The following is a 21,069-nucleotide window of genomic DNA, read 5'->3' on the forward strand; positions in this document are numbered from 1 at the left end:
ATTTTAAGAAATGAGTGTTTTAATTATTGTTTTCCTAACGGCAGTTATTGCGTTATTTTCAGGAGTTTTTGAACAAGGAAAATTCGCAAGATACATTGGGATTTTGGGATTAATCATTGCATTGTATGTAAGTTTTATGCCGGAATGTTCGTTCTTCGACCATTACAAGCATATGTACGAGTACAGTGACAATACCGCATTATTCACTAAAATATCAATCGTAACAACTTTATTGTTATTCTTCCTTGGAGGTTTTGCTTTCAGCAATCACAGAAGCCACCAGTCGGAATTATATGCATTGATGCTATTTGCATTATGTGGAGGGATCATCCTTTTCGGATACCAGAACCTGGTAACGATGTTCCTGGGAGTTGAGATTCTTTCTATTCCATTATATGTAATGGCGGGAGCTAACAAAACTGATCTGAGATCCAACGAAGCTTCTATTAAATATTTCCTTATGGGTGCCTTTGCAACAGGTTTCTTACTGTTCGGTATTGCATTCATCTACGGAAGTGCAGGAAGTTTTGATCTTTACAAGATTCATGATTTTGGAGTAGCAAATGCTGGAAATGTAATGTTCATCTTAGGAGTATTACTGATTCTTTGTGCATTGGCATTTAAGGTTGCTTTAGCACCTTTCCACATGTGGAGTCCTGATGTATATGCAGGTTCTCCTTCATTAATCACAGCTTTCATGGCGAGTGTAGTAAAGATCTCAGGATTCTTTGCTCTGTTCAGATTGATGACGCTTGGTTTTGCGGGAGTAACTCACGAGTGGATTAATGTTTTAGGAGTATTCTTAATCATTACTTTACTTTTGGCCAACGTTATGGGTCTTGCTCAGACGAACGCAAAAAGAATGCTGGCATACTCTTCAGTTTCCCATGCAGGATATATCGGATTGGTATTCTTCGGAATGACAAGCCTTTCTACATATAACCTGGCGTTCTATTTATTTGCTTATTCTTTATCTACAGTAGGCGTTTTCATGTGTCTGATCTGGGTAGAGAAATTAAAGAGAGAAACTTCTTTCGGAGCCTTCAAAGGATTGGCAAAAACCGAACCTTTATTAGCCACTGTAGCAACGATCTCTATGCTTTCAATGGCAGGAGTTCCGTTAACAGCTGGTTTCATGGGAAAATTCGCTTTATTCTCCCAGGCTATGAACGGTGCTGCTTTCTTAGTATTGGTAGCTGTGTTAGGTTCTGCCCTATCCATTGCTTATTATTTAAGACTGATCATTGCGATGTTCTTCTTTAAAGAATCAACATTCAAATCATCAGAAAAAGTGACCCTTACTTACAACATCATCGCAGTAGTTGTTATTGCTTTGATCATTATCCTTGGAGTTTTCCCGGATTTATTTGCAAGAATGTTCGGATTATAAAATCTGAATTTTAAAATATAAAAAGCACAACTTCTCAGTTGTGCTTTTTTATTATCCTAACAAAGTAATGAATATCTCATCTAAAATGTTACAATTTTTATGTATCACTAAATCTATAATCTGTCTTTCAAAAAAGCAATAAGGAATTATAAAATATGTTGCAGAATTTCCCAAAGCACATGCAAATTATATACAATAAAATAAAAATTCCACACGATCAATATTCTCCTTTTTTCATAACTTTACTCTAAATTTTTCAGCTCTTGGCTAATCTCTATAAAAAAGACTCTCCCTTTCAGGTTTATATATCATTCAAAAAATATTTGGATGTTCTGGAACATATCCGGTATAATGACAGACTGGAATACAGAGTCAATTATGCAGAGTCTTTGATTGAGAGTACAAGAAATTTTAATGAGCTCAGAGAAGGCTTTCAGGACACTGCCCTTCTTGAAAAATACGAAGACCTCATCAGACTTCTTCTTGCTGATCTTTTCCCAACAGGCCTTACCAGAAACGAAATAAAAGCGGCAAGTATTCCGCTTTCCAACATTACCTTCAACTATACTGAAAGGTTTAAAGATATTCTGAAAGATGCCGGAAAAGACTTCGAAATAGAACTCAGGAATATTTCGGATAATGAATTTTATGTGTTCTGCTGCTGTTTGATTCTTCAAAGCTATTTCAAAAAAGATATTAAAAGTATGCTTCCGTTTTATTATGACATTCCCAACAAACAGGGAATCATGAAGCATTATAAAATTACGGTCAATTCCGATTTTACGGAAATTACGCCTACAGAAGATGCCAAAATTCCATCTGATGATGTTCTGGATATGCTGCTGGAAAATCTTGATGACTTTAAACTCTGGAAGAAATATTTTCCATCTCAATCCTGGATATTGAAAGGATTTACTATTATTTCACTGGTAGACTGTACTTCTGAAGTAGCCCTTTCCGATCTGAAATCAAGCATGATTGAAATTGATCCGGAAAATATGAATCCCAACGAAAACCTGACCGAAATTTTCAAATCCTATTTTGATGTTCCTGAACTCAACTTCGGGTTGATGACTTTCAACAAAAAGGAACAGAAACTCGATAAACTTCCGATTTACGAAAGCCTGCTCACGAATCATATCCTGGATTTCTGGATCAATGCATTTGATGAAGAGACGCGTAAAAGCACCTTTGATAATTTAAATCACAATTCAAAGCCTGTGGTTGTTTCCAATGTAAACAACCTGGACGAGAATGTCAAGCTGCTTCCTTCCTTCAGTATTTTAAAGGACAATAATGTCAACAGTTTCATGGTAATTCCCATCATGAAAGACGGCGAACTCCTTGCGATCATGGAATTCACCTCTCCTATTGCCGGAAGTTTCAATGGCTTGAAACTGAAAAAACTGGAGTTTTTCACTGATATGGTTCTCTTTTCTCTGAACAGGTTCTACTTTGAGAAAAATTACCAGATTGAAGCTATTATTCAACGTGAATATACAACCATCCACGACAGTGTGGTATGGAAGTTCAGAAATGAAGCTGAAAAATACTTCACGGCATCACTAGGAAAAAAAATCTATACATTAAAACAGATTTCTTTCAAAAATCTTACTCCGCTATTTGGGGTTTCGGATATCCGTTCTTCTTCAGAAAAACGTTTTAACCTGATGCTGCAGGACCTTAATCAGCAGATTGAGTGGCTTAATGAAATTTTTCTACTTACTAATTCTGATTCGGAAAAATTTGTGCTGGCACTGGATGTTTTTGAAAATGAACTGAACAATGAGATCAAAGCGGATACGGAACAGCGTTTTCAAAGATTATTAAGGGAAGAAATTCATCCTTTTTTACAGGGAAAACTGGAAGTAAAAACCTCCAGAGAAATAAAGACAAAGATCAAAGACTACTTTTCACATATTTTTGCTCCTACTGACCTGTTTTATCATCACAGAAAAAACCTGGATGATTCTATCACTCTGGTCAACCGGAAACTGGCAGATATGCTGGACGAAAGCCAAATAAAAGCACAGGAGATTTTCCCGCACTATTATGAAAGATTTAAGTCTGATGGTGTAGAACACAATCTGTACATTGGTTCTACCATCGCTCCTGAGCTTCACTATACCTCAAAAGTTGTTCACAAACTGAGATACTGGCAGCTGAAAACCATCTGTAAAATGGAACTTGAATTCCAGTCGTTCAAAAAATACCTTCCTGTACAGCTGGATATTGCCTCACTCATTTTTGTATATAATGAAAAAATAGACATCCGTTTCAGAATGGATGAAAAACGCTTTGATGTAGACGGCGCCTACAATTCCTATTACGAAATCATCAAAAAACGTCTGGATAAAGCCCATGTCAAAGATTCTTCAGAACGCATCACTGCTCCCGGAAAAATCACCATCGTCTATTTCGGAATGGAAAACCAGAAGGAATACCTGGACTATATTTCCAAACTCCAGAAGAAAGGAGTTTTACAAAATGATATAGAATTTTTAAGAGTAGAGGATCTTCAGGGAATTACGGGATTGCTGGCACTGAGAGTGTCTTTTACACTTCCGCAGGAGTAATTATATTCCATTAATCCACAAAATAAGTATCAGGTTTCTTTAACTCCTCTTGAGGAATTCCTGCCTGTTCAAAAATAGAAAACTCAATGGTACGGCAGATACTGTTCAGGGCAAGATCATTTTCCTCTTCGCCAAAAGGTTCTCCAATCTCCTGAATAATGGCATCAAGAGCAATAAAAGTATAGCTGATCAGCAGAACGATCAAAGGCATCATCCATCCCAAAGAATCTACCAATCCGAAAGGAAGCCAGAAACAGTACAGATACACGGTACGATGCAGCAAAACACTATAAGCAAAGGGAAGCGGAGTATTATAAATCCTTTCACAGCCTCCGGAAATAGCAGAAAACTGATTCAGCTGATGATCCATGGAAGTCATGACAATAGTATCGATATTACCTTTTTTGTTTTGCTCATTGAGCCAGTCTGCAATAAATCCAAGAATAATACTGGGAATAAATTTCTTATTCCTCACCTGTTCCAGCTGTTCAAATGAAAGCAGTCTCTCAAGATGTTCTGTCCCTGTTTTATCTCTCAACTGAAAGTTCAGAGACCAGCAAAATGCAGAGATCAGCCTAATGATACTTTCTTTCTCTTCTTTTGCAGTAGGAGAGGAATCGTTTACCAATGATAAAATCTGCCTTGTCAGGGATCTTGTTTCAATCACAAGCAATCCCCAAAGTTTCCTGCCTTCCCAAAATCGGTCATAACTCGCAGAATTACAGAAGCCCATAAATATGGCAAGTGCCAATCCTATCAGTGTAAAAATGGTAGGATTAAGATGCACTTTATAATCAAAGATTCTTCCTTTGAAAAAATAGATAGCCAAAGAGAACAACGTGATAATGGAAAGCTGAACAACAATTTTCTTTAAGACGGATCCTCTCCATATAAATAACATTTTCAGCCAATTCGAACGCTGTCTGACTATCATTTGTGTATATTTTAATTAAAGACTCAGAAAAGCCGCCCCGAAAGATAAGACGGAAATAATAATCCCTGCCATAAATATCTTATAGGTAATGGATAAAAGCCTGTATTTCCTGTTAAGAACTTTCCCAAGATAATACAGATCCTTCACCATAGAATCATAGATATAATCTCTGTCTTTAATAAGATCTTTCATAGCATTGTTATAATCGTCAAACAACATCTGCTGAAAGTTTCCAAAGAACAGCAGGTTTACTTTTCTGTTGGCAATATCCTGAGAAGTAAATGTTGATTTGGTTACATTCGGTTTTGTAGAGAGAATCGCAAATATAATCGTCAGTACACTGGACAGCAATAATATGAAGCTTGGAAGAATCAGATGTGAATTCTTAGGAGCATCCAGTTTCGGAACCAGTACAGAAAGACAAACCGAAATAATAATCGCGTTTACAGATAAAAGAATATTGGCTTTACTGTCCGCAATATCACTTAATCTTGTATGATTGTTCAGTGTAACTCTGAATAAGGTATCTACACTTCTGTCCGATTTTTCTTTTTCTTTTTTGCCCTCTGAAGCCTCCTTTTTGTTTTCTTTTTTCTCTTCTTCTTTTTCCAGCTTCTTTTCGATCTTTTTGATATTTTTCTTTTTCAAAGGCTCCCAGTTTTCTTTGGCATAATCTGTATAAAAAGTATGCTTGTTTTTCAGCATATCCAGATTTCCGGCATTCCATTCTTCATTGGAAAAGCATCTTACATTAGTTAGTTCCCATTCTTTTCTCAAAGCATCAGAAATTTCACTGTAATCATGGCCTGCAAAATGGCTGAAGTCTGCGTCCTTTACAATTTTTTCCAGTAAGTTCTGAGGTTCGTAGTGTATTTTCGTAGCCAGAATCAGTTTTTCAACGTCTGCAATATAGTCTTCAGGATAATTTTCCTCATGTAAAAAGGCTTTCATCACCTCTACACTCCTTTCCTCATGGTTCAGGGCACATTCTATATACCCTGTATCATGAAACCATAATGCAACAAGTACCTTCTCCTGATCTTCTTCAGAAACAGAGGTATTTTTCATGATTTCCTCAGCCTTATTGACTGTATAGGCAGTATGGATAAAATTATGATAAAAATATACCGAAGATAACTTATCTTTGAATAAGATTTCAACATAATTTTTAGCTTTGTGTAGAATGCTCATTCCTGAATTTTTGTTAATGTAAATTTATGAATTTATCCTTTAAAACTCATCTAAAAAATACTTCTATTGTTCTTCGGACGGTAATGTCCGCAGGAGCTCTTTATTCCTGTGCTACCTATAACGTACAAAAGGGCAAAAACTTATTTGAAGTAAAAGATTCCGAAATAAAATCTGAAAATGATTTTAAACTCTTTCTTATTGGAGATGCAGGAAACTCAGATGAACCTCAGGCACAAAAAACATTGAATTTACTGAAAGGTAAACTGGATTCTGCGGATAGTAATTCTATGCTGATCTTTCTGGGTGATAATATCTATCCTAATGGTATGCCCAAAGAAACAGACAAAGATTACTCCCTTGCAAAGCAAAAACTGGAAAACCAGCTTTCCATTACCAAAAATTTCAAAGGAAAAACATTAGTAATTCCCGGAAATCATGATTGGTATAGTGGATTGGAAGGACTGAATACCCAGGAAGGACTGGTTAAAAAATATCTTGATGATAAAAAAGCTTTCCTACCCAAAAACGGCTGTCCTATTGATGATATCAACATTTCTAAAGATATAAAGCTTATTGCCATCGATACAGAATGGGTGATTGCCAACTGGGATAATTATCCGGGAATCAACAAAAACTGTAATATCAAAACCCGTGAAGATTTTTTCACAGAGTTCAAAGATCTTATCATTAAAAATCAGGGCAAAAAAATAATTGTTGCTTTACACCATCCTATCATCAGCAGTGGAACCCATGCAGGTTTTAATTCTGCAAAGTCCCATCTCTTTCCTTTAAAGAGTAAAGTTCCTGTTCCTGTAGTAGCAAGTGTAATCAATGTATTAAGAAGTTCCTCAGGAGCCAGCCCTGAAGATATTAATAATCAAAATTATGCAGATCTGGCCAACAGACTGAAAAGTATTGTCCAGGATAAGGAAAACATCATTTTCGTATCTGGCCATGACCATAATCTGCAATATCACGAAGATGGAAACTTAAGACAGATCATTAGTGGAGCAGGCTCAAAAACAGATCCGTCTACCATCGTAGAACAAACAGACTTTTCTTACGGAGGTAGTGGTTTTGCAGTTTTAAATTTCAGAAAAGATGAAAGCACAGATGTGGAGTATTTTTCAACTAAAGATGCTCAGCTCCAAAAACTGACTCATATTTCCGTGATATCCAAACCGGATGTATTCATCAATAATTTTCCCAATTCTTTTCCTGCCACATTCTCTTCAACCATTTACCCGGTACAGCTTACTGAAAAAAGAAAGTTTTACCGCTGGCTTTGGGGAGATCATTACAGAAGATATTACGGAATTCCCATTGAAGCGCCAACCGCTAATCTTTCTGAATTAAATGGAGGGTATATTCCTTTCCGGGAAGGCGGAGGAAACCAATCCAATAGTTTGCGTCTGAAAGCTAAAGACGGACAGGAATTTGTCATGCGTGGAGTAAAAAAAAGTGCGATCCGCTTCCTGAACAATATGGCTTTTCAGAAAAGTACATTAGGAGAAGAACTCGCAGATACATTCCCTGAAAAGTTCCTGCTTGATTTTTATACCACCAATCATCCCTTTACTCCATTTACGATTGGAAATATGTCAGAAAAACTGGGTATTTTCCACAGTAATCCAAAACTGTATTATATTCCTAAGCAACAGGCTTTGGGAAGATATAATGAAAACTACGGGGATGAAATGTATATGATTGAAGAACGGTTTTCTTCCGATCCGAAAACATTAGCTGATCTTGACCATGCAAAAGATATCGTTTCCACGGATGATGTACTTAAAAATCTTAGCAAAAGCGATCAATATTCTGTGGACAGAGAATCTTATATCAGAGCAAGATTATTTGATATGCTTATCGGCGACTGGGACAGACATTCCGACCAGTGGAAATGGGCAGAATATGAAGCGGGTGATAAAATAATCTATAAACCTATTCCTAAAGACAGGGATCAGGCATTCAGTAAATATGACGGCGCAGCCTTTAAAATCATCATGAATGTTCCTGCCATCCGCCATATGAAAACCTTTACAGAAGATATCAGCAGTGTAAAATGGCTTGCCATGGAACCTTATCCGATGGATCTTGTTTTCTTAAAAGGTGCAGACCAGAATGAATGGGAAACCCAGGCAAAATATATTCAGGAACATCTTACTGATGCAGATATTGATGATGCTTTCCATAATCTTCCGAAAGAAGTACAGGATGACACCATTGCCGAAATCCAGAGAAAACTGAAAATAAGAAAGACAAAATTACAGACCTATGCCGCCCAGTATTATGATGTACTGCTTAAAAAAGTTCCTTTGGCGGGAACGGTACATCCTGATAAGTTTGTCATCACCAAAAACGGACATTCCGTACTTGTACAGCAGTATAAGCTGGGCAAAAACAAAGACCAGAATGAACTTGTTTTTGAAAAGACTTATCATGATTCGAAAACAAAAGAATTGTGGATCTACGGATTGGAAGATGATGATACTTATGTAGTAACAGGAAGCGGAAATCCTAAAATGACGATCCGGCTGATTGGTGGATACAATCATGATACCTATAATGTTGCAGATGGAAGAAAAGTAAAGATTTATGATTTTAAATCTCAGAAAAACACTTATAACACCGGCAATGCAACCAGGAATATTACGGATGATTATGATATCAACAGCTATAATTATAAACATCCTAAATATAATTCTGTTGCAGGGTATCCAAACCTGGATTACAACCCGGATGATGGGGTGATTGTAGGAGTTCTGGCCAATTATACAGTGAATAATTTTATACGTGATCCTTTCACTCAGAGACACAGCTTAAAAGCTAATTTTTATACGGCAACTGCAGGATTTAGCCTTACGTACAAAGGTGTATTTAAAAAAGCAATCTCAGGCTGGGATATTAACCTTGATGCATTTTATACCACTCCAAGGTTCTCTCAGAACTTTTTTGGGCTTTCGAACGAAAGTGAGTATGACAAGGAGGATACAGAAAGAGAATACAACAGAGCCAGAATATCTAAGTTTAACTTCGCTCCTTCCATTTCTCAAAAGAGCTGGATGAACCTCAGCCACCAGTTTCAACTGACTTTTGAAGATAATAAAGTACAGAGAAAAGCGGACCGTTTCATCAATCAGTCACCGGATGTCAGACCTGGTGTATTTAATAGCCAACAGTTTGTAGGAGCGAATTATACCTTTGGCTATAAAAATGCAGATAATGCAGCCTTCCCTACTCTTGGACTGGAATTTATGCTGAATGCAGACTGGAAAGCAACTCTTTCTGATTTTAATAAGAATTTCGTAACGGTAAAAGGAAAACTTGCCATTGACCACAGGATTGATAAAAAAGGAAAATTTGTATTCGCCAACTCCAGCAATGTGATGTGGATTAATAATAATAATTTTGAATTCTATCAGGCCGCTGCTATCGGAGGAAATAATGGAATGAGAGCTTTCAGAAACGAAAGATTCTCCGGAAGATCCTATTTTACCAATAACTCAGAAATCCGGTGGGATTTTGGAAGGGTAAGAAATAATATTGTTCCTGCCAACATGGGAATTCTTATCGGATATGATATCGGCCGTGTATGGAATGACAATGAGAACTCCAGAAAATGGCATCAGTCTGCTGGTGCAGGTGTATGGCTGAGTATTGTGGAAATGATGTCTGCAAGGTTGAATTATTTCTATGGTTCAGATGGCGGAAGAATTTCTGCCGGAATAGGAATGAAATTTTAATTTGTGCCATTAAAAAGAAATTAATTCTAATTTCTTGACTGAATACTGCTATTGCAAACAAAACATAAATAACTGTTTAACAATATGTTAAACTAATTCAAACTGAGTATTTGAAAAAAAATTCAATTTTAATAAAATTTAATAATTCAAACTTTCAACTCACATTTTTTACTGATAAAATAAATATGGCTTTTAAATAAGAGCAATATTTTCAGCTATATAAGTAAAAACAAGACATAGTTCAATATGTTTATGAATTCCTTAAAAAACAGACATTTTAAAAACATTTTATATTTGTGCCAATTAAAAAATCAACAAATGATGAAAAAAAAGCTATTGTATATGGCATTATTTTTTATGTTCATACATTTAAATGCACAAATAGGGATTGAAACATCAACTCCCCAAAATACTTTACATGTCAATGGCTCACTTCAGGTAGTTAAAGACCTGAATGTAGGCGGAGATGATAAAACCAAAGGTAATTCTGGCAACAAAGGCGAGGTCTTAATGTCAAATGGAGTGGGTAATGCCCCGGTATGGAAAACGATTGAATCTGAAAACTTCTTAAAGGTAATATATGTGGGAAACAAAACAAACATCAGTCCCGCAAGCGGAAGCTATACAGGTACCCATTCTACTCCGGTTAATACTCATGAAAGTTATTCACAGACTTATGTTTTCAATGTAAGCAATAAGATTGATACTGCTTATTTAACGTATAATTCTACCACCGGACTTTTCACGGTAGTAAAACCAGGATTTTACAATATTGTTCCTTATGTGACGTATGATCTCAATTTAAATCCATCAGGACAAACTGCAGGAACCGCCAATTCTTATATCCAGAAAGTAGCTCCAACGCTTACAACTCTTGCAGGAATATCAACAGGTCATGGAGAGCGTACTACAGGATTGAATCATAATCTTTCCTCCATTAATTTTTTCAATACAGGAGAAACCTTCAGAATACGCTGTCGTTATACCCAGGATTTCAGATTATCAAGCGGAAATATTCATATCTCTTATCTTACTCCGTAAACACTATAAACTTCAATCACTTCAATAACATTCATCTATTTAAAAACCCCACATATTTCTCTTGTGGGGTTTTATTTTATCTTTTATGGAAATGGAAAGTACAATAGTACCTGGCCATTCTGATCATAATTATAAGTCCATTTTGATTTGGATACTCCTGGCTGCGGAGGTATTCCGGTATTAGGGTATTCAGCATATTCAATCACTGATTCTTTAGCCCTGAAATTATTTGTTGATAAACTCTTTTCATAAAAATCATCATTAATCAGAAACAATTTCTTAAATGGATTTTTAGCATTGTCAAAATCTGAATACACGGTAGTTGTAAGCTGTTTATTCTTACCTCCTGCCTTTTCTAATGTTTCACTTTTAGAAAGATTACTATTTCCATCAAAATAGTACGTTGTAAAAAGTTCCTGATAACCACGTTTAGTATATACATTTATTGTATTGAATCCATAGGTATAATTCCTTGTCATTTCCAGTTCGGTAACAGTCCCATTCTTATAATACTTTTCAGCCGTAACAGGTCTGTTATTTTCCATCAGATAAGAAGTTGTTCTATATCCGGAAGTTGTTTCTGATTCAAAATAATCTACCTGTATTTTATTATTTGTATAAGTTAACTGAGTAATTACATCAGGATAAAAAAACTGGATATTTGCTGTTACAAAATAGTTCCTTCCAAGCATTTTCTGTAAACGTCCGTTTTCATAGAAAAACTGATAGTATTTTTCAGGACCAGGCAGTGTTGTGCGTTGATCCATCTCGAAAATATATCCTTTATCAGGTTGTAAATCTACGGTTTGATTTTCATTTACAGTTATAGAGTCATCATTAGTACTGCTACAAGAGGAAAAACCTAGTACCAAAAAGATATATAAAATTTTTTTCATAGTTATTTATCGCTTGTAAAGATAGAGAAGATAAAATTTAGTTTAAAGAAAAAGTATATACCATTCCACCTTCATTCTTCCCTTTCTCATCTGCAATCATTACTGTTTTATCATCAAAGAAAACAAGGGCTTCCTTCTGGGAATTATGATTTAATGGAATTTTCTGAATTTTAGCAGAATTAAAATCGTTAGCGGTAAATCCGGTAAGAACGTGAACATTTTTATGCGTCAGCAATACAATTTTATCTTTCGTACTGTTGATGGTAGCTGAAGTGATGGCCGCATCATTATAACCACCCTGAAGTTTCAATGTTCCTATTAGCTTTGCTTCAAAATCACCTTCTTTATTAGGCACCTGGAATACAAGGAAGGTCCCGTCAAAACCTTTGCTTCTGTTTTTGGTGAATAAGTAAAAATTCCCGTCCATTTCAACAAAAGCTTCACAGTCATACAGCAAGTTTGATTTTTTTGGAGGAAACTCAGTCTGTCCCTGATAATGGAATTTTGTGGTCTGAACAACTTTAGTAACAATTTGTTTACTGTCTTTCAAATCTGTTTTTAAGATCGCCAGATCCTGTCGGTTATTATCATTATTCCCAAAATCTCCGATATAAATATTCCCCTGAGAATCGGATATGATGTCTTCCCAGTCTGTATTTTCAGCATTTTCTACGGGTATTTTTGCCAGCATATCACCTTTATCGCTCAGTCCGTATATTGCATTTTTATTTCCTCTGTCCTCTATCGTCCAGATTGTTTTCTTATCTTGCGACAAAGTAATTCCGGAAACTTCCTTCAATTTTTTAGGTAAGGAAAACTGAACTTTCAGTTCATCCTCTTTTGTTGGGGAGTTCTGAGCTTTTGGATTGCAGCTTAATAAAAGCAAAGCAGGTAAAATAAGAAAACGTAACATATCTATTTTTTATTATTTTAATTGAGTGTAAGAAGCATTAATTGTTCCAATCAGGAATTATGAAAGTTTTTTTGCTTTTTCCCAGAGAACGTCCATTTCTTCCAGAGACATATCTGCCAGTTTCAGATCCTGTTCCTCAGCCAGACTTTCCATCTTTTGAAATCTTGAAATAAATTTGAGATTAGTTCTTTCCAAGGCAGAATCAGGATTGATTCCTGAAATTCTTGCATAGTTAATCAAAGAGAAAAATACATCACCCAACTCCTGTTCTTTCTTATCCAAATCAGTCTCCGCATGAAACTCCTGAATCTCTTCATCTACCTTTTTCCATGCATCTTCTGCATCGTGAAACTCAAAACCTATTCCTTTCACTTTATCCTGAATTCTGTAGGCTTTTACCAAACTAGGCAGACTTTTCGGAACTCCGCCTAAAATAGACTTATTTCCTTCTTTCAGTTTCAATTTTTCCCAGTTCTGTTTCACTTCTTCTTCATCTTTCACTTCAGTATCACCATAGATATGAGGATGGCGGAAGATCAGCTTTTCATTAAGTGAATTGATGACATCTGCTATATCAAAACTTCCTTTTTCAGAACCGATTTTAGCATAAAAAACCAGATGAAGCAAAACATCACCCAGCTCTTTCTTTATTTCCTGTAAATCATTCTGCAAAATAGCATCTGAGAGTTCATAGGTCTCCTCAAGGGTAAGATGGCGAAGAGACTCTAGCGTTTGTTTCTGATCCCACGGACATTTTTCACGCAAGTCATCCATAATATCCAGTAATCTTCCGAAGGCCTCCAGTTTCTCTTGTTTCGTATTCATTGTTTGAAAATTCAATCTTATACAAATGTAAGGGATATTCGGACATCATTACAAACGTTGGAAGTAAAAGTTGCGAAGTGCAGAATCCTGATAGATTCAATATGTAAACCTAACAGGTTTTCGAAACCTGTTAGGTTTGGAATACTAGCACGCAATTATCTTTTGTTTGAAAAAAACAAAAAACCTTGCCCGGAAATTCCGTACAAGGTTTTGTATTTTTAATTCAAAAATGAATTATCCTTGTTTTCTGTGTGTGCTTTTCGGAGCTGATTTTGCAGCTGAAGTAGCTTTTACTTTTGGAGCAGCAGGCTTTTCTGCTTTTGGAGCCGCTTTTTTAGTATCTTTTTCAATGCTTACTTCTTCTGCAGCAGGTTCACCTTCTAAAGTTTCAGGCTCTGCTTTTACGAAGCTTTCCGGAGTGATATATCCCGCTTTATGAAGGATGTTGTACCATTGAGCCAATTTCTTGATATCAGAAGCATATACTCTTTCTGTATCATAGTTAGGAAGAGATGCCAACATGAAATCTTTCAAATCTGCCTCAGAAGATTTGTGAGAAATAGTTTCCTTATAATCGTTGTTTTTAGCAATATTTTCAAATACTTCAAATAACGGAACTTCTTTCTCAAATGTAAACATGGCAATATTGTCCAACAAACTTACCTGGCTTGAGTTTCCAATGCTTACTTTTTTCTTGTTGGTAACATCTTCAATGATGAATCCGTTTCTTAATTGAGAAACTAATTTGAAAAGTCCTGGTTTTCCAGAAATTGAAATTATTTTTTCTAACAGCATAATTTTATTTTTTGTAAATTCTGCAATCAGCACTGGCTTTTTGCTTTTTATTATTCGTTTTAATCCTTATTTAATTACTTTGGAAATCTCATTTTGTAACCGATGTTTACGTCACCCTGAGAGATTTTAGTCAGCTTACCTTTTACCAGTTTCTTCTTCAGAGCGCTAAGGTGATCGGTAAACAGAACTCCTTCAATGTGGTCATATTCATGCTGAATTACGCGGGCTCTAATATCGGAAAAAGTTTCTGTATGTTTCACAAAATTTTCGTCATAATATTCAATAACGATTGTTCCTTTTCTTTTCACATCTTCCCTTACATCCGGAATAGAAAGGCAGCCCTCATTGAACTTCCATTCTTCACCTGATTCTTCAAGAATCTGAGCGTTGATAAATACTTTTTTGAACTCTGCCAACTCATCTTTTATATCTTCATAATCCTCATCTTCTGCAAGAGGTGTCACATCTATCACAAACAGACGGATATCCAAACCAATCTGTGGCGCTGCAAGACCTATGCCATTTGCGCTGTACATGGTTTCGAACATGTTATCAATCAGTTCCTGTAATTCGGGATAGTCTTTTTCTATATCTTTTCCTACTTTTCTCAAAACAGGATCCCCAAAAGCTCTTATAGGTAATATCATCTTAATCTTTGTTCTAAAAAATTCTGCAATATGATTGTTGCACTTACTTTATCTATTAATCCTTTTTCCTGCCTCTTTTTCTTGTTTTTTCCACTTTGGGAAATAAAAAACGAAGCCATTTTGGAAGTAAATCTTTCATCTAAACGGTGAACTGCAATATCCGAAAATTCTGTTTTAAATTCTTCAATGAATTTTAAAATATCGGTTTCCACTTCTGAAACATTCCCTTTCAAATCCATGGGAAGCCCAATCACTACTTCATCCACCTTGTTTTCACTGAAATATTTTTTCAAAAATTCCATTAAAGAACGATTCTCTACAGTATCAAGCCCACTGGCTATAATCTGCATATCATCGGTTGCAGCGATACCACAACGAGCCTTTCCGTAGTCTATTGCAAGGATTTGTCCCATAAGTCTGCAAATTTAGTAAAATTTACTGATTTTATTCATAACGCAGTTTTTTTATATAAATCATGTTTTATTCCATTATTTTTTTTATAATTTTAATCTTCCAAAAAACAATTATATGAAGAAACTCATCCTCGTTAGACATGCAAAAAGCGACTGGCCGGAGGAAACGGAGGACTTTGACAGACCTTTGGCAGACAAAGGTCTGGAGGATGCTATGCACATGTCCAGATTCCTGAAAAACAATAATATTTCCATTGATCATTTTGTGTCCAGCCCCGCGGTTCGTGCACTGAATACCTGTAAAATTTTTAATCAGGCGTATCAGTTAAATTGTTCAACTGATGAAAAATTATATAATCCTTCGGAAAGAAGCTTCGAATCTGTAATTTATGATCTGGATGACAACCTGAATTCAGTTGCGTTCTTCTCTCACAATAATGGAATTTCCAATTTTGCCAATTCCATTTCCGAAGATATTTTTCATTTCCCCACCTGCGGAGTGGCTGGTTTTGAAGTAGACTGTGAATCCTGGTCTGAATTTGATGGTGCCAAAAAGAAACTGCTGTTCTTTTATGAGCCTGGGAAAATATAATTTTACATCCTTATTTTTTTATGTCACAATAATTACTCTTCTTTTCTCATGTCAGAAACAGAACAAAGCTTACTATGAGTCTATCGCAAAGAATGACATAAAACTTTCCTCTTCACCCAACCCCGGAAGCTGGCGGTACAATCATGATGAACATTTCCAGACATTTGAAGATTTTCAGAAGTTAAAAAAAATAAAACCAGAACCTGGAAAAAACACCATTTATCTTCAGCCTATAGGAATATTTGATAAACTTCAGAAAAAAGAAATAGTTTTTACAAAAGAATATTTAAAAATATATTACCAGCTGGAGACCAAAATACTACCAACTCTTCCTAACACAATATTTCCTGAAAATGTAAGAAGAATTTCAAAGGAAGGAAATGAACAGATACTTGCAGGATATGTACTGGAAAGCATTCTGATCAAAAGAAAACCAAAAGACGCTGTAGTACTGATGGGAATTACCGAAAAAGACCTTTTTCTAAACCGGAATGGAATTATATTTTCGGACTGGCTTCTTATCAGGATGGTGTGGGAGTAACTTCGATGTACAGATTTGCCGGCGGTCAATTAACCGATTCAAATTTTAATGAAAGTCTTTTAAGATTAATAAAAATCAGTTCACACGAAATTGGCCATATGTTTGGAATCAGCCACTGCCTGAATGCCAACTGTGTGATGAACGGAACCAATTCATTATCGGAAACTGATTATCACCTGGCAAGAGCCTGCTCGTTATGTCAAAGAAAACTCAATTCAAGTATCCATTATGACAACAAAAAAAGACTTCTTGAATTAAAAAATTTCTTTGAAGAACAGCATCTCAAGACTGAGTTTTCCTTAGCACAGCAAGATCTGAACCTTCTTCAGTAAACTAAGATATATTTTACCGGCTGCATATTCCCATCCTGCGGAGGGGTGGCAAAAAATTTATTTTTTGACGGGGTGGTTAGTTCGGCTAAAGCCATTATCGTTGTAAACATAAAAAAACGGGCTAAAGCCCGTTTGTAGTGAAGTATACTATGTTTTGTGATAGTATCTTTTATTTTCTTTTCAAATCCAGATCATCAAAATCAAAACTGAAATCTGTTACGTCTGAAATCGCTTTCAATTTTGCAGATTCTGCTTTTCCGTTTTCGTCATAGCTGAAAATAATATAGGCATCTGCATCATAGCTTCTGTCATCCCATTTGATAATAAAAGAGTTGTTGGAGTATGGAAGTAATTCTCCTTTTAACCTTGGAGAGTTTTTGCATGAAATTCTGTAGGCATTTCCCTGCTGTGATATTTCTACATCACCAAACCATATATCATTGTAGGTTCCTGTAAACTGTTCTGCTTTTGGCTGGAGAGCTTTTTCTTTTTTGAAGGCTTCAGATTTTACAAAAGCATCTTTCTTCTGTTTATTGAATTCAGCTTCCATTTTAGACATTCTGTCGCCGTAGGTTTTCAGCCAGTTTCTGTCTGCTACCCCAAGATAAGAATCTTTCACGGTATTCGTAATGGTATTGAAAGCGGCTCCGGACTGTTGGTTCGTCAATACTACAATTCCCAGTTTCATATCCGGAATTAAAGTAAATTGGGTAACCGTTCCGATCAATCCACCGGTATGCTGTACCTGTTTGTGTCCTTTAACATCGCTCAAGAACCAACCTAAACCATATCCATAAAAGCTTGTATCATATGGATTCTTAGCGGCTACTCTGTCCGGAATCTGCAGACTCCAAAGCTGTTGAACATTCTTATCCGAAACCAGTTTTTTACCATCTTTTGTGGTGAAGTTATTCAACAAACATTCTGCCCAGGTTGTCATGTCTTTGATATTACTCATGATTCCTCCAGCTGCATTGGCAGTTTCGTTCCAGTCGTGAGGAACAGCAATTGCTTTTCCATCTACCGGAGCGTGCGCATCAATTTTGTTTGCTATAGCCTTTGCTCTGCTGTAGCTTCCGAAACTTGAAGTCATTCCTACAGGTTTCATAATTCGCTGTTCAATAAATTCTGCCCAGCTTAATCCGGAAACTCTGTGAATTACTTCTCCGGCAACAATAAACATGATATTGTTATAATCCAGTGTTGTTCTGAAAGGATTTTCCGGCTTCAGGTATCTTACGTTATGAACAATATCATTAACTGTTAAGCTTCCCCCTTCCGGAAAAAACATAAGATCTCCCTGCCCTAGTCCTAATCCCGCTCTGTGCGTGATAAGATCTTTGATCGTTACATTTTGAGAAACGTAAGGATCATACATTTGAAATTCAGGAATATACTTTGAAACTTTATCATCCCAGTTCAGTTTTCCTTCATCCGCAAGAATTGCTAATGCCACACAGGTAAACCCTTTGGAGTTGGAAGCAATTCCCACTAATGTATTATCGTCCATAGGCTGTTTCGTAGTAAGAGAACGAACTCCAAAGCCTTTGGAATAGGTTACTTTTCCATCTTTTACAATTCCAACCGACATTCCCGGTACGTCAAAGGTTTTCAGGGTATTTTGGATCAGCTCATCCAGCTTTTTTTCTTCAACCTGCGCATTGGCCAATCCTACGGTCAAAAGAAAAATGAAAAAAGAAAGTTTCTGTTTCATTGTTTATTTTAATTTTCCCAAATTTACTAAATATTAAGCGATGCTAATTTTAGCCGTGCTAAAACTTTACGATAAATCAGCAGTATTCATGAAAAAGCCTATTTCTATCTGTATTTTCTCTCTTTTCACTATCAGTGGTATTAAAGCCCAGGACAGAACTTCTAATCCTTTGCTTTTACAAACCTGGAATTTAAGTAAAATGGATACTTATATCTATACTTATGAAAAGCAGGATGGTTTTGAGGCAAGAAGAGAAGGGATCAGATTTCAGAAAAACGGAAAAATCACAGGGAATCTGATTAAATCTACTTTAAGGTATGATACTTTGGAAGAACCTGTTACTAAAAAAAGTGAAAAACCAGACCGTTATATCGGGAGCTGGAAAAAAGCTTCAGACTCTACAGTGACTCTGGTCTTTCCTTCCAATACCAATATGACCGGTACTTTTGTTATTTCAAAGCTTACGGAGAATCAACTAAAACTAAAAAAGGTTTTCAGTGCAGCTATTGAAATGAAACTGGATTCTATCAGAAAAACAAAAAATATTACTGATTAGGATCTCCTGTGAATTGATAAAAGCTTCTTTATATTTGCAGTCTTAAAAATGGCAGTACATGACAAAAGTTCTTCTTCTTTCCGATTCTCATTCTTATATAGATGACCGGATCCTGGAATATGCTTCTCAGGCCGATGAAGTATGGCATTGCGGAGATTTCGGAAGTCTGGATGTGATTGAACAGCTTGAAAAAATAAAGCCTCTGAAAGGCGTTTACGGAAATATTGATAATGCCAAAATTCAGGCTGAGTTTCCGGAAGTCAACCGTTTCTTTTGTGAAAATTTGGAAGTGTTGATGATTCACATTGGGGGTTATCCTGGAAAATACGCTCCACTCACTAAAAAAGAAATTGCTGAAAAAGCACCGAAATTATTTATTTCAGGTCATTCTCATATTTTGAAAGCAATGTATGATGAAAAAAACAGTCTTCTCCATCTGAATCCCGGCGCGTGTGGAAAACAGGGATGGCATAAAGTAAGAACAATGATGCGTTTTGTAGTAGACGGTGAGGAAATCAAGGATCTGGAAGTTATTGAACTGGGACCATGAGTTTGATGAGTGAGAGGGTTGGAGAGTTTTAGGATTGGAGAGTGTGAGCGTTTGAGAATTTAGGGGGACTGGGAGTAAGGAGTTTGTGTTCATCCATTTTACTTTCTACCTTTGCACAAATATTGGGTTCAGACAAGTCTTAAAAAAATATGAAGATCGGCGATAAGGTTTCGGTAGTGGACGAGGATTTAAGCGGGGTAATTACTTCCGTGAAGGGAAATATTGCCGTTTTTAAAGATGAATATGGCTTTACCCATCAATATCCCAAAGAAAAACTGGTTCCTAAAGATTCGGATCTTTATGAAAATATCAGAATCGTAAGAAAAGCCGAGCCTAAAAAAATCATTTCTAAGAAACATCAGAAAAATCATTTGGTTTTAGACCTGCATTTTCATAATTTGGTAAAAAATCCGAGTGACTATGACAGTTTTGAAAGACTATTTATACAAAAGGAAAAACTGATTGAAGTGATTGAGTTTTGCAGAAAGAACAACCTGAAAAGACTGGAAATTGTTCACGGCATTGGTGACGGGACGTTGCAGAGGATGGTTCGGGACGTACTGGAAAGCCAGGTTAATATTGATTTTTATAATAAGGAAATACTTCACCATCAATCGGGTGCGGTAATGGTAGAATTTCACTAAATTTGCAGGAATTGAAATATGAACGTACTTAATTTACTTTTTACCAAAGACGGATTGATCTATCAGATTGTTAAAAACAAAAACATTCTGGAGGAAAAGTCTTATTTCGTTACTGAAGAGACACCAGCCAATCTTATTGATCAAAAGCTGGACGAAGTTCTTATTAAACAGCGCTATGAAGAAATCCATGTGATTTCAGCTTTTAATCATTTTACCCTGATGCCTGAAGGTTTTTCTGAGCATGAGGCAGGATTTGACCTGATCGCTTTCAACGCTCCGACTGACAGAGAAAAAGAAGAGCTGATGCTTTCTATCAACAAAAAATTCAATATTCAGTTTTATTATACTTTTCCGAAAAACTATTATAAGAAAATAAAAGAGCTGGCCATACCGGTTCATTTTAATTTCTCCGGAGAAAAGTTTCTAAGTTCGATTAATAATAAAAACGGCAAGGAAATTCACATTAATCTTTATCATAATCAGTGTGAGTTTTTTGCGATTGATAATAAGAAAATCATTCTTTATAATAACCTGGATGTCAACTCAGAAGTTGATTTTCTTTACTTTATCATGTTTACATTAAGCAAAATAGGTTTTGGAATTAATGAGACCAGCTTTTATGCTTATGGAGAAACTACGGAAAATGAAACATTCATTTCCGAACTTCAGAAATTTGTTAAAAACCTGAAAATTGTTTTTGACAATATTCCCAACAAGAATTTTATACTTAACTAGGTTGCAGGCTGCAGGGTACAGGGAGTAAATCCTTGACACAA

The 21,069-nt window shown here is 36.0% G+C and carries 20 protein-coding genes; 11 read left to right on the plus strand and 9 right to left on the minus strand.

Features of this window, described 5'->3' with window-relative positions; genetic code table 11:
- Window positions 1-10: 10 nt before the first annotated feature.
- Together ACODR7_RS16605 and ACODR7_RS16610 are read left to right on the plus strand one after the other, a co-directional pair.
- Complete coding sequence (locus tag ACODR7_RS16605) at window positions 11-1,390, plus strand: NADH-quinone oxidoreductase subunit N (protein WP_110368337.1); 1,380 nt, start codon at window positions 11-13, stop codon at window positions 1,388-1,390.
- 263 nt (window positions 1,391-1,653) lie between these two features.
- On the plus strand, window positions 1,654-3,966 hold the full coding sequence (locus ACODR7_RS16610) for a GAF domain-containing protein (RefSeq protein ID WP_488840734.1): 2,313 nt from the start codon (window positions 1,654-1,656) through the stop codon (window positions 3,964-3,966).
- Between the two features lie 10 nt (window positions 3,967-3,976).
- On the opposite strand, the gene ACODR7_RS16615 is transcribed toward ACODR7_RS16610, so the two are convergent.
- Window positions 3,977-4,900 carry a bestrophin family protein gene (locus tag ACODR7_RS16615; protein WP_488840735.1) on the minus strand — a complete coding sequence of 308 codons (924 nt, stop codon included), beginning with the start codon at window positions 4,898-4,900 and terminating at the stop codon, window positions 3,977-3,979.
- A gap of 15 nt (window positions 4,901-4,915) precedes the next feature.
- Complete coding sequence (locus tag ACODR7_RS16620) at window positions 4,916-6,091, minus strand: Pycsar system effector family protein (protein WP_488840737.1); 1,176 nt, start codon at window positions 6,089-6,091, stop codon at window positions 4,916-4,918.
- 26 nt (window positions 6,092-6,117) lie between these two features.
- On the opposite strand from ACODR7_RS16620, the gene ACODR7_RS16625 reads away from it, so the two are divergent.
- The gene (locus ACODR7_RS16625) at window positions 6,118-9,834 is read left to right on the plus strand and encodes a metallophosphoesterase (RefSeq protein WP_488840739.1); all 3,717 of its coding nucleotides are present in this window, start codon (window positions 6,118-6,120) and stop codon (window positions 9,832-9,834) included.
- A 318-nt stretch (window positions 9,835-10,152) separates the two neighbouring features.
- Window positions 10,153-10,875: a hypothetical protein gene (locus ACODR7_RS16630; RefSeq protein ID WP_488840741.1), complete on the plus strand. Its 723-nt coding sequence runs from the start codon at window positions 10,153-10,155 to the stop codon at window positions 10,873-10,875.
- An 83-nt stretch (window positions 10,876-10,958) separates the two neighbouring features.
- On the opposite strand, the gene ACODR7_RS16635 is transcribed toward ACODR7_RS16630, so the two are convergent.
- The 6 genes from ACODR7_RS16635 to ruvX all read right to left on the minus strand — a co-directional run bounded on the left by ACODR7_RS16635 (window position 10,959) and on the right by ruvX (window position 15,364).
- Entirely contained in the window at window positions 10,959-11,771 is an 813-nt protein-coding gene (locus ACODR7_RS16635; protein ID WP_488840743.1) for a hypothetical protein, read from the minus strand.
- A gap of 37 nt (window positions 11,772-11,808) precedes the next feature.
- Entirely contained in the window at window positions 11,809-12,684 is an 876-nt protein-coding gene (locus ACODR7_RS16640) for an SdiA-regulated domain-containing protein (RefSeq protein ID WP_488840745.1), read from the minus strand.
- 57 nt (window positions 12,685-12,741) lie between these two features.
- The gene (mazG, locus tag ACODR7_RS16645; RefSeq protein WP_488840747.1) at window positions 12,742-13,509 is read right to left on the minus strand and encodes a nucleoside triphosphate pyrophosphohydrolase; all 768 of its coding nucleotides are present in this window, start codon (window positions 13,507-13,509) and stop codon (window positions 12,742-12,744) included.
- A 234-nt stretch (window positions 13,510-13,743) separates the two neighbouring features.
- Window positions 13,744-14,304 carry a DUF5606 family protein gene (locus ACODR7_RS16650; RefSeq protein WP_488840749.1) on the minus strand — a complete coding sequence of 187 codons (561 nt, stop codon included), beginning with the start codon at window positions 14,302-14,304 and terminating at the stop codon, window positions 13,744-13,746.
- 74 nt (window positions 14,305-14,378) lie between these two features.
- Window positions 14,379-14,951, minus strand: coding sequence for a peptide deformylase (def, locus tag ACODR7_RS16655; RefSeq protein ID WP_076597177.1), 573 nt, complete (start codon window positions 14,949-14,951; stop codon window positions 14,379-14,381).
- Complete coding sequence (ruvX, locus tag ACODR7_RS16660; RefSeq protein ID WP_488840751.1) at window positions 14,948-15,364, minus strand: Holliday junction resolvase RuvX; 417 nt, start codon at window positions 15,362-15,364, stop codon at window positions 14,948-14,950. The genes def and ruvX overlap by 4 nt, the downstream gene beginning before the upstream one ends.
- Window positions 15,365-15,479: 115 nt before the next feature.
- Between ruvX and ACODR7_RS16665 the strand changes: the two genes are divergently transcribed.
- The 3 genes from ACODR7_RS16665 to ACODR7_RS16675 are packed head-to-tail and all read left to right on the plus strand — an operon-like array spanning window position 15,480 to window position 16,829.
- Entirely contained in the window at window positions 15,480-15,956 is a 477-nt protein-coding gene (locus ACODR7_RS16665) for a SixA phosphatase family protein (RefSeq protein WP_062675602.1), read from the plus strand.
- A complete protein-coding gene (locus tag ACODR7_RS16670; RefSeq protein ID WP_488840753.1) occupies window positions 15,937-16,497 on the plus strand; it encodes a zinc metalloprotease in 561 nt (186 codons plus the stop codon). Before ACODR7_RS16665 ends, ACODR7_RS16670 begins: the two co-directional genes overlap by 20 nt.
- The gene (locus ACODR7_RS16675) at window positions 16,488-16,829 is read left to right on the plus strand and encodes a hypothetical protein (RefSeq protein WP_488840755.1); all 342 of its coding nucleotides are present in this window, start codon (window positions 16,488-16,490) and stop codon (window positions 16,827-16,829) included. Before ACODR7_RS16670 ends, ACODR7_RS16675 begins: the two co-directional genes overlap by 10 nt.
- 169 nt (window positions 16,830-16,998) lie before the next feature.
- On the opposite strand, the gene ACODR7_RS16680 is transcribed toward ACODR7_RS16675, so the two are convergent.
- On the minus strand, window positions 16,999-18,543 hold the full coding sequence (locus tag ACODR7_RS16680) for a serine hydrolase (RefSeq protein ID WP_488840757.1): 1,545 nt from the start codon (window positions 18,541-18,543) through the stop codon (window positions 16,999-17,001).
- A gap of 88 nt (window positions 18,544-18,631) precedes the next feature.
- Between ACODR7_RS16680 and ACODR7_RS16685 the strand changes: the two genes are divergently transcribed.
- The 4 genes from ACODR7_RS16685 (at window position 18,632) to ACODR7_RS16700 (ending at window position 21,028) form a co-directional block, all read left to right on the plus strand.
- Complete coding sequence (locus ACODR7_RS16685; RefSeq protein WP_136521046.1) at window positions 18,632-19,099, plus strand: hypothetical protein; 468 nt, start codon at window positions 18,632-18,634, stop codon at window positions 19,097-19,099.
- 58 nt (window positions 19,100-19,157) lie between these two features.
- On the plus strand, window positions 19,158-19,649 hold the full coding sequence (locus ACODR7_RS16690; protein WP_488840759.1) for a metallophosphoesterase family protein: 492 nt from the start codon (window positions 19,158-19,160) through the stop codon (window positions 19,647-19,649).
- A 149-nt stretch (window positions 19,650-19,798) separates the two neighbouring features.
- A complete protein-coding gene (locus ACODR7_RS16695; RefSeq protein ID WP_488840761.1) occupies window positions 19,799-20,293 on the plus strand; it encodes a DUF8465 domain-containing protein in 495 nt (164 codons plus the stop codon).
- A gap of 18 nt (window positions 20,294-20,311) precedes the next feature.
- On the plus strand, window positions 20,312-21,028 hold the full coding sequence (locus ACODR7_RS16700) for a DUF3822 family protein (protein ID WP_488840763.1): 717 nt from the start codon (window positions 20,312-20,314) through the stop codon (window positions 21,026-21,028).
- Window positions 21,029-21,069 lie beyond the last annotated feature (41 nt).

This window comes from Chryseobacterium sp. FG46 (assembly GCF_057809135.1).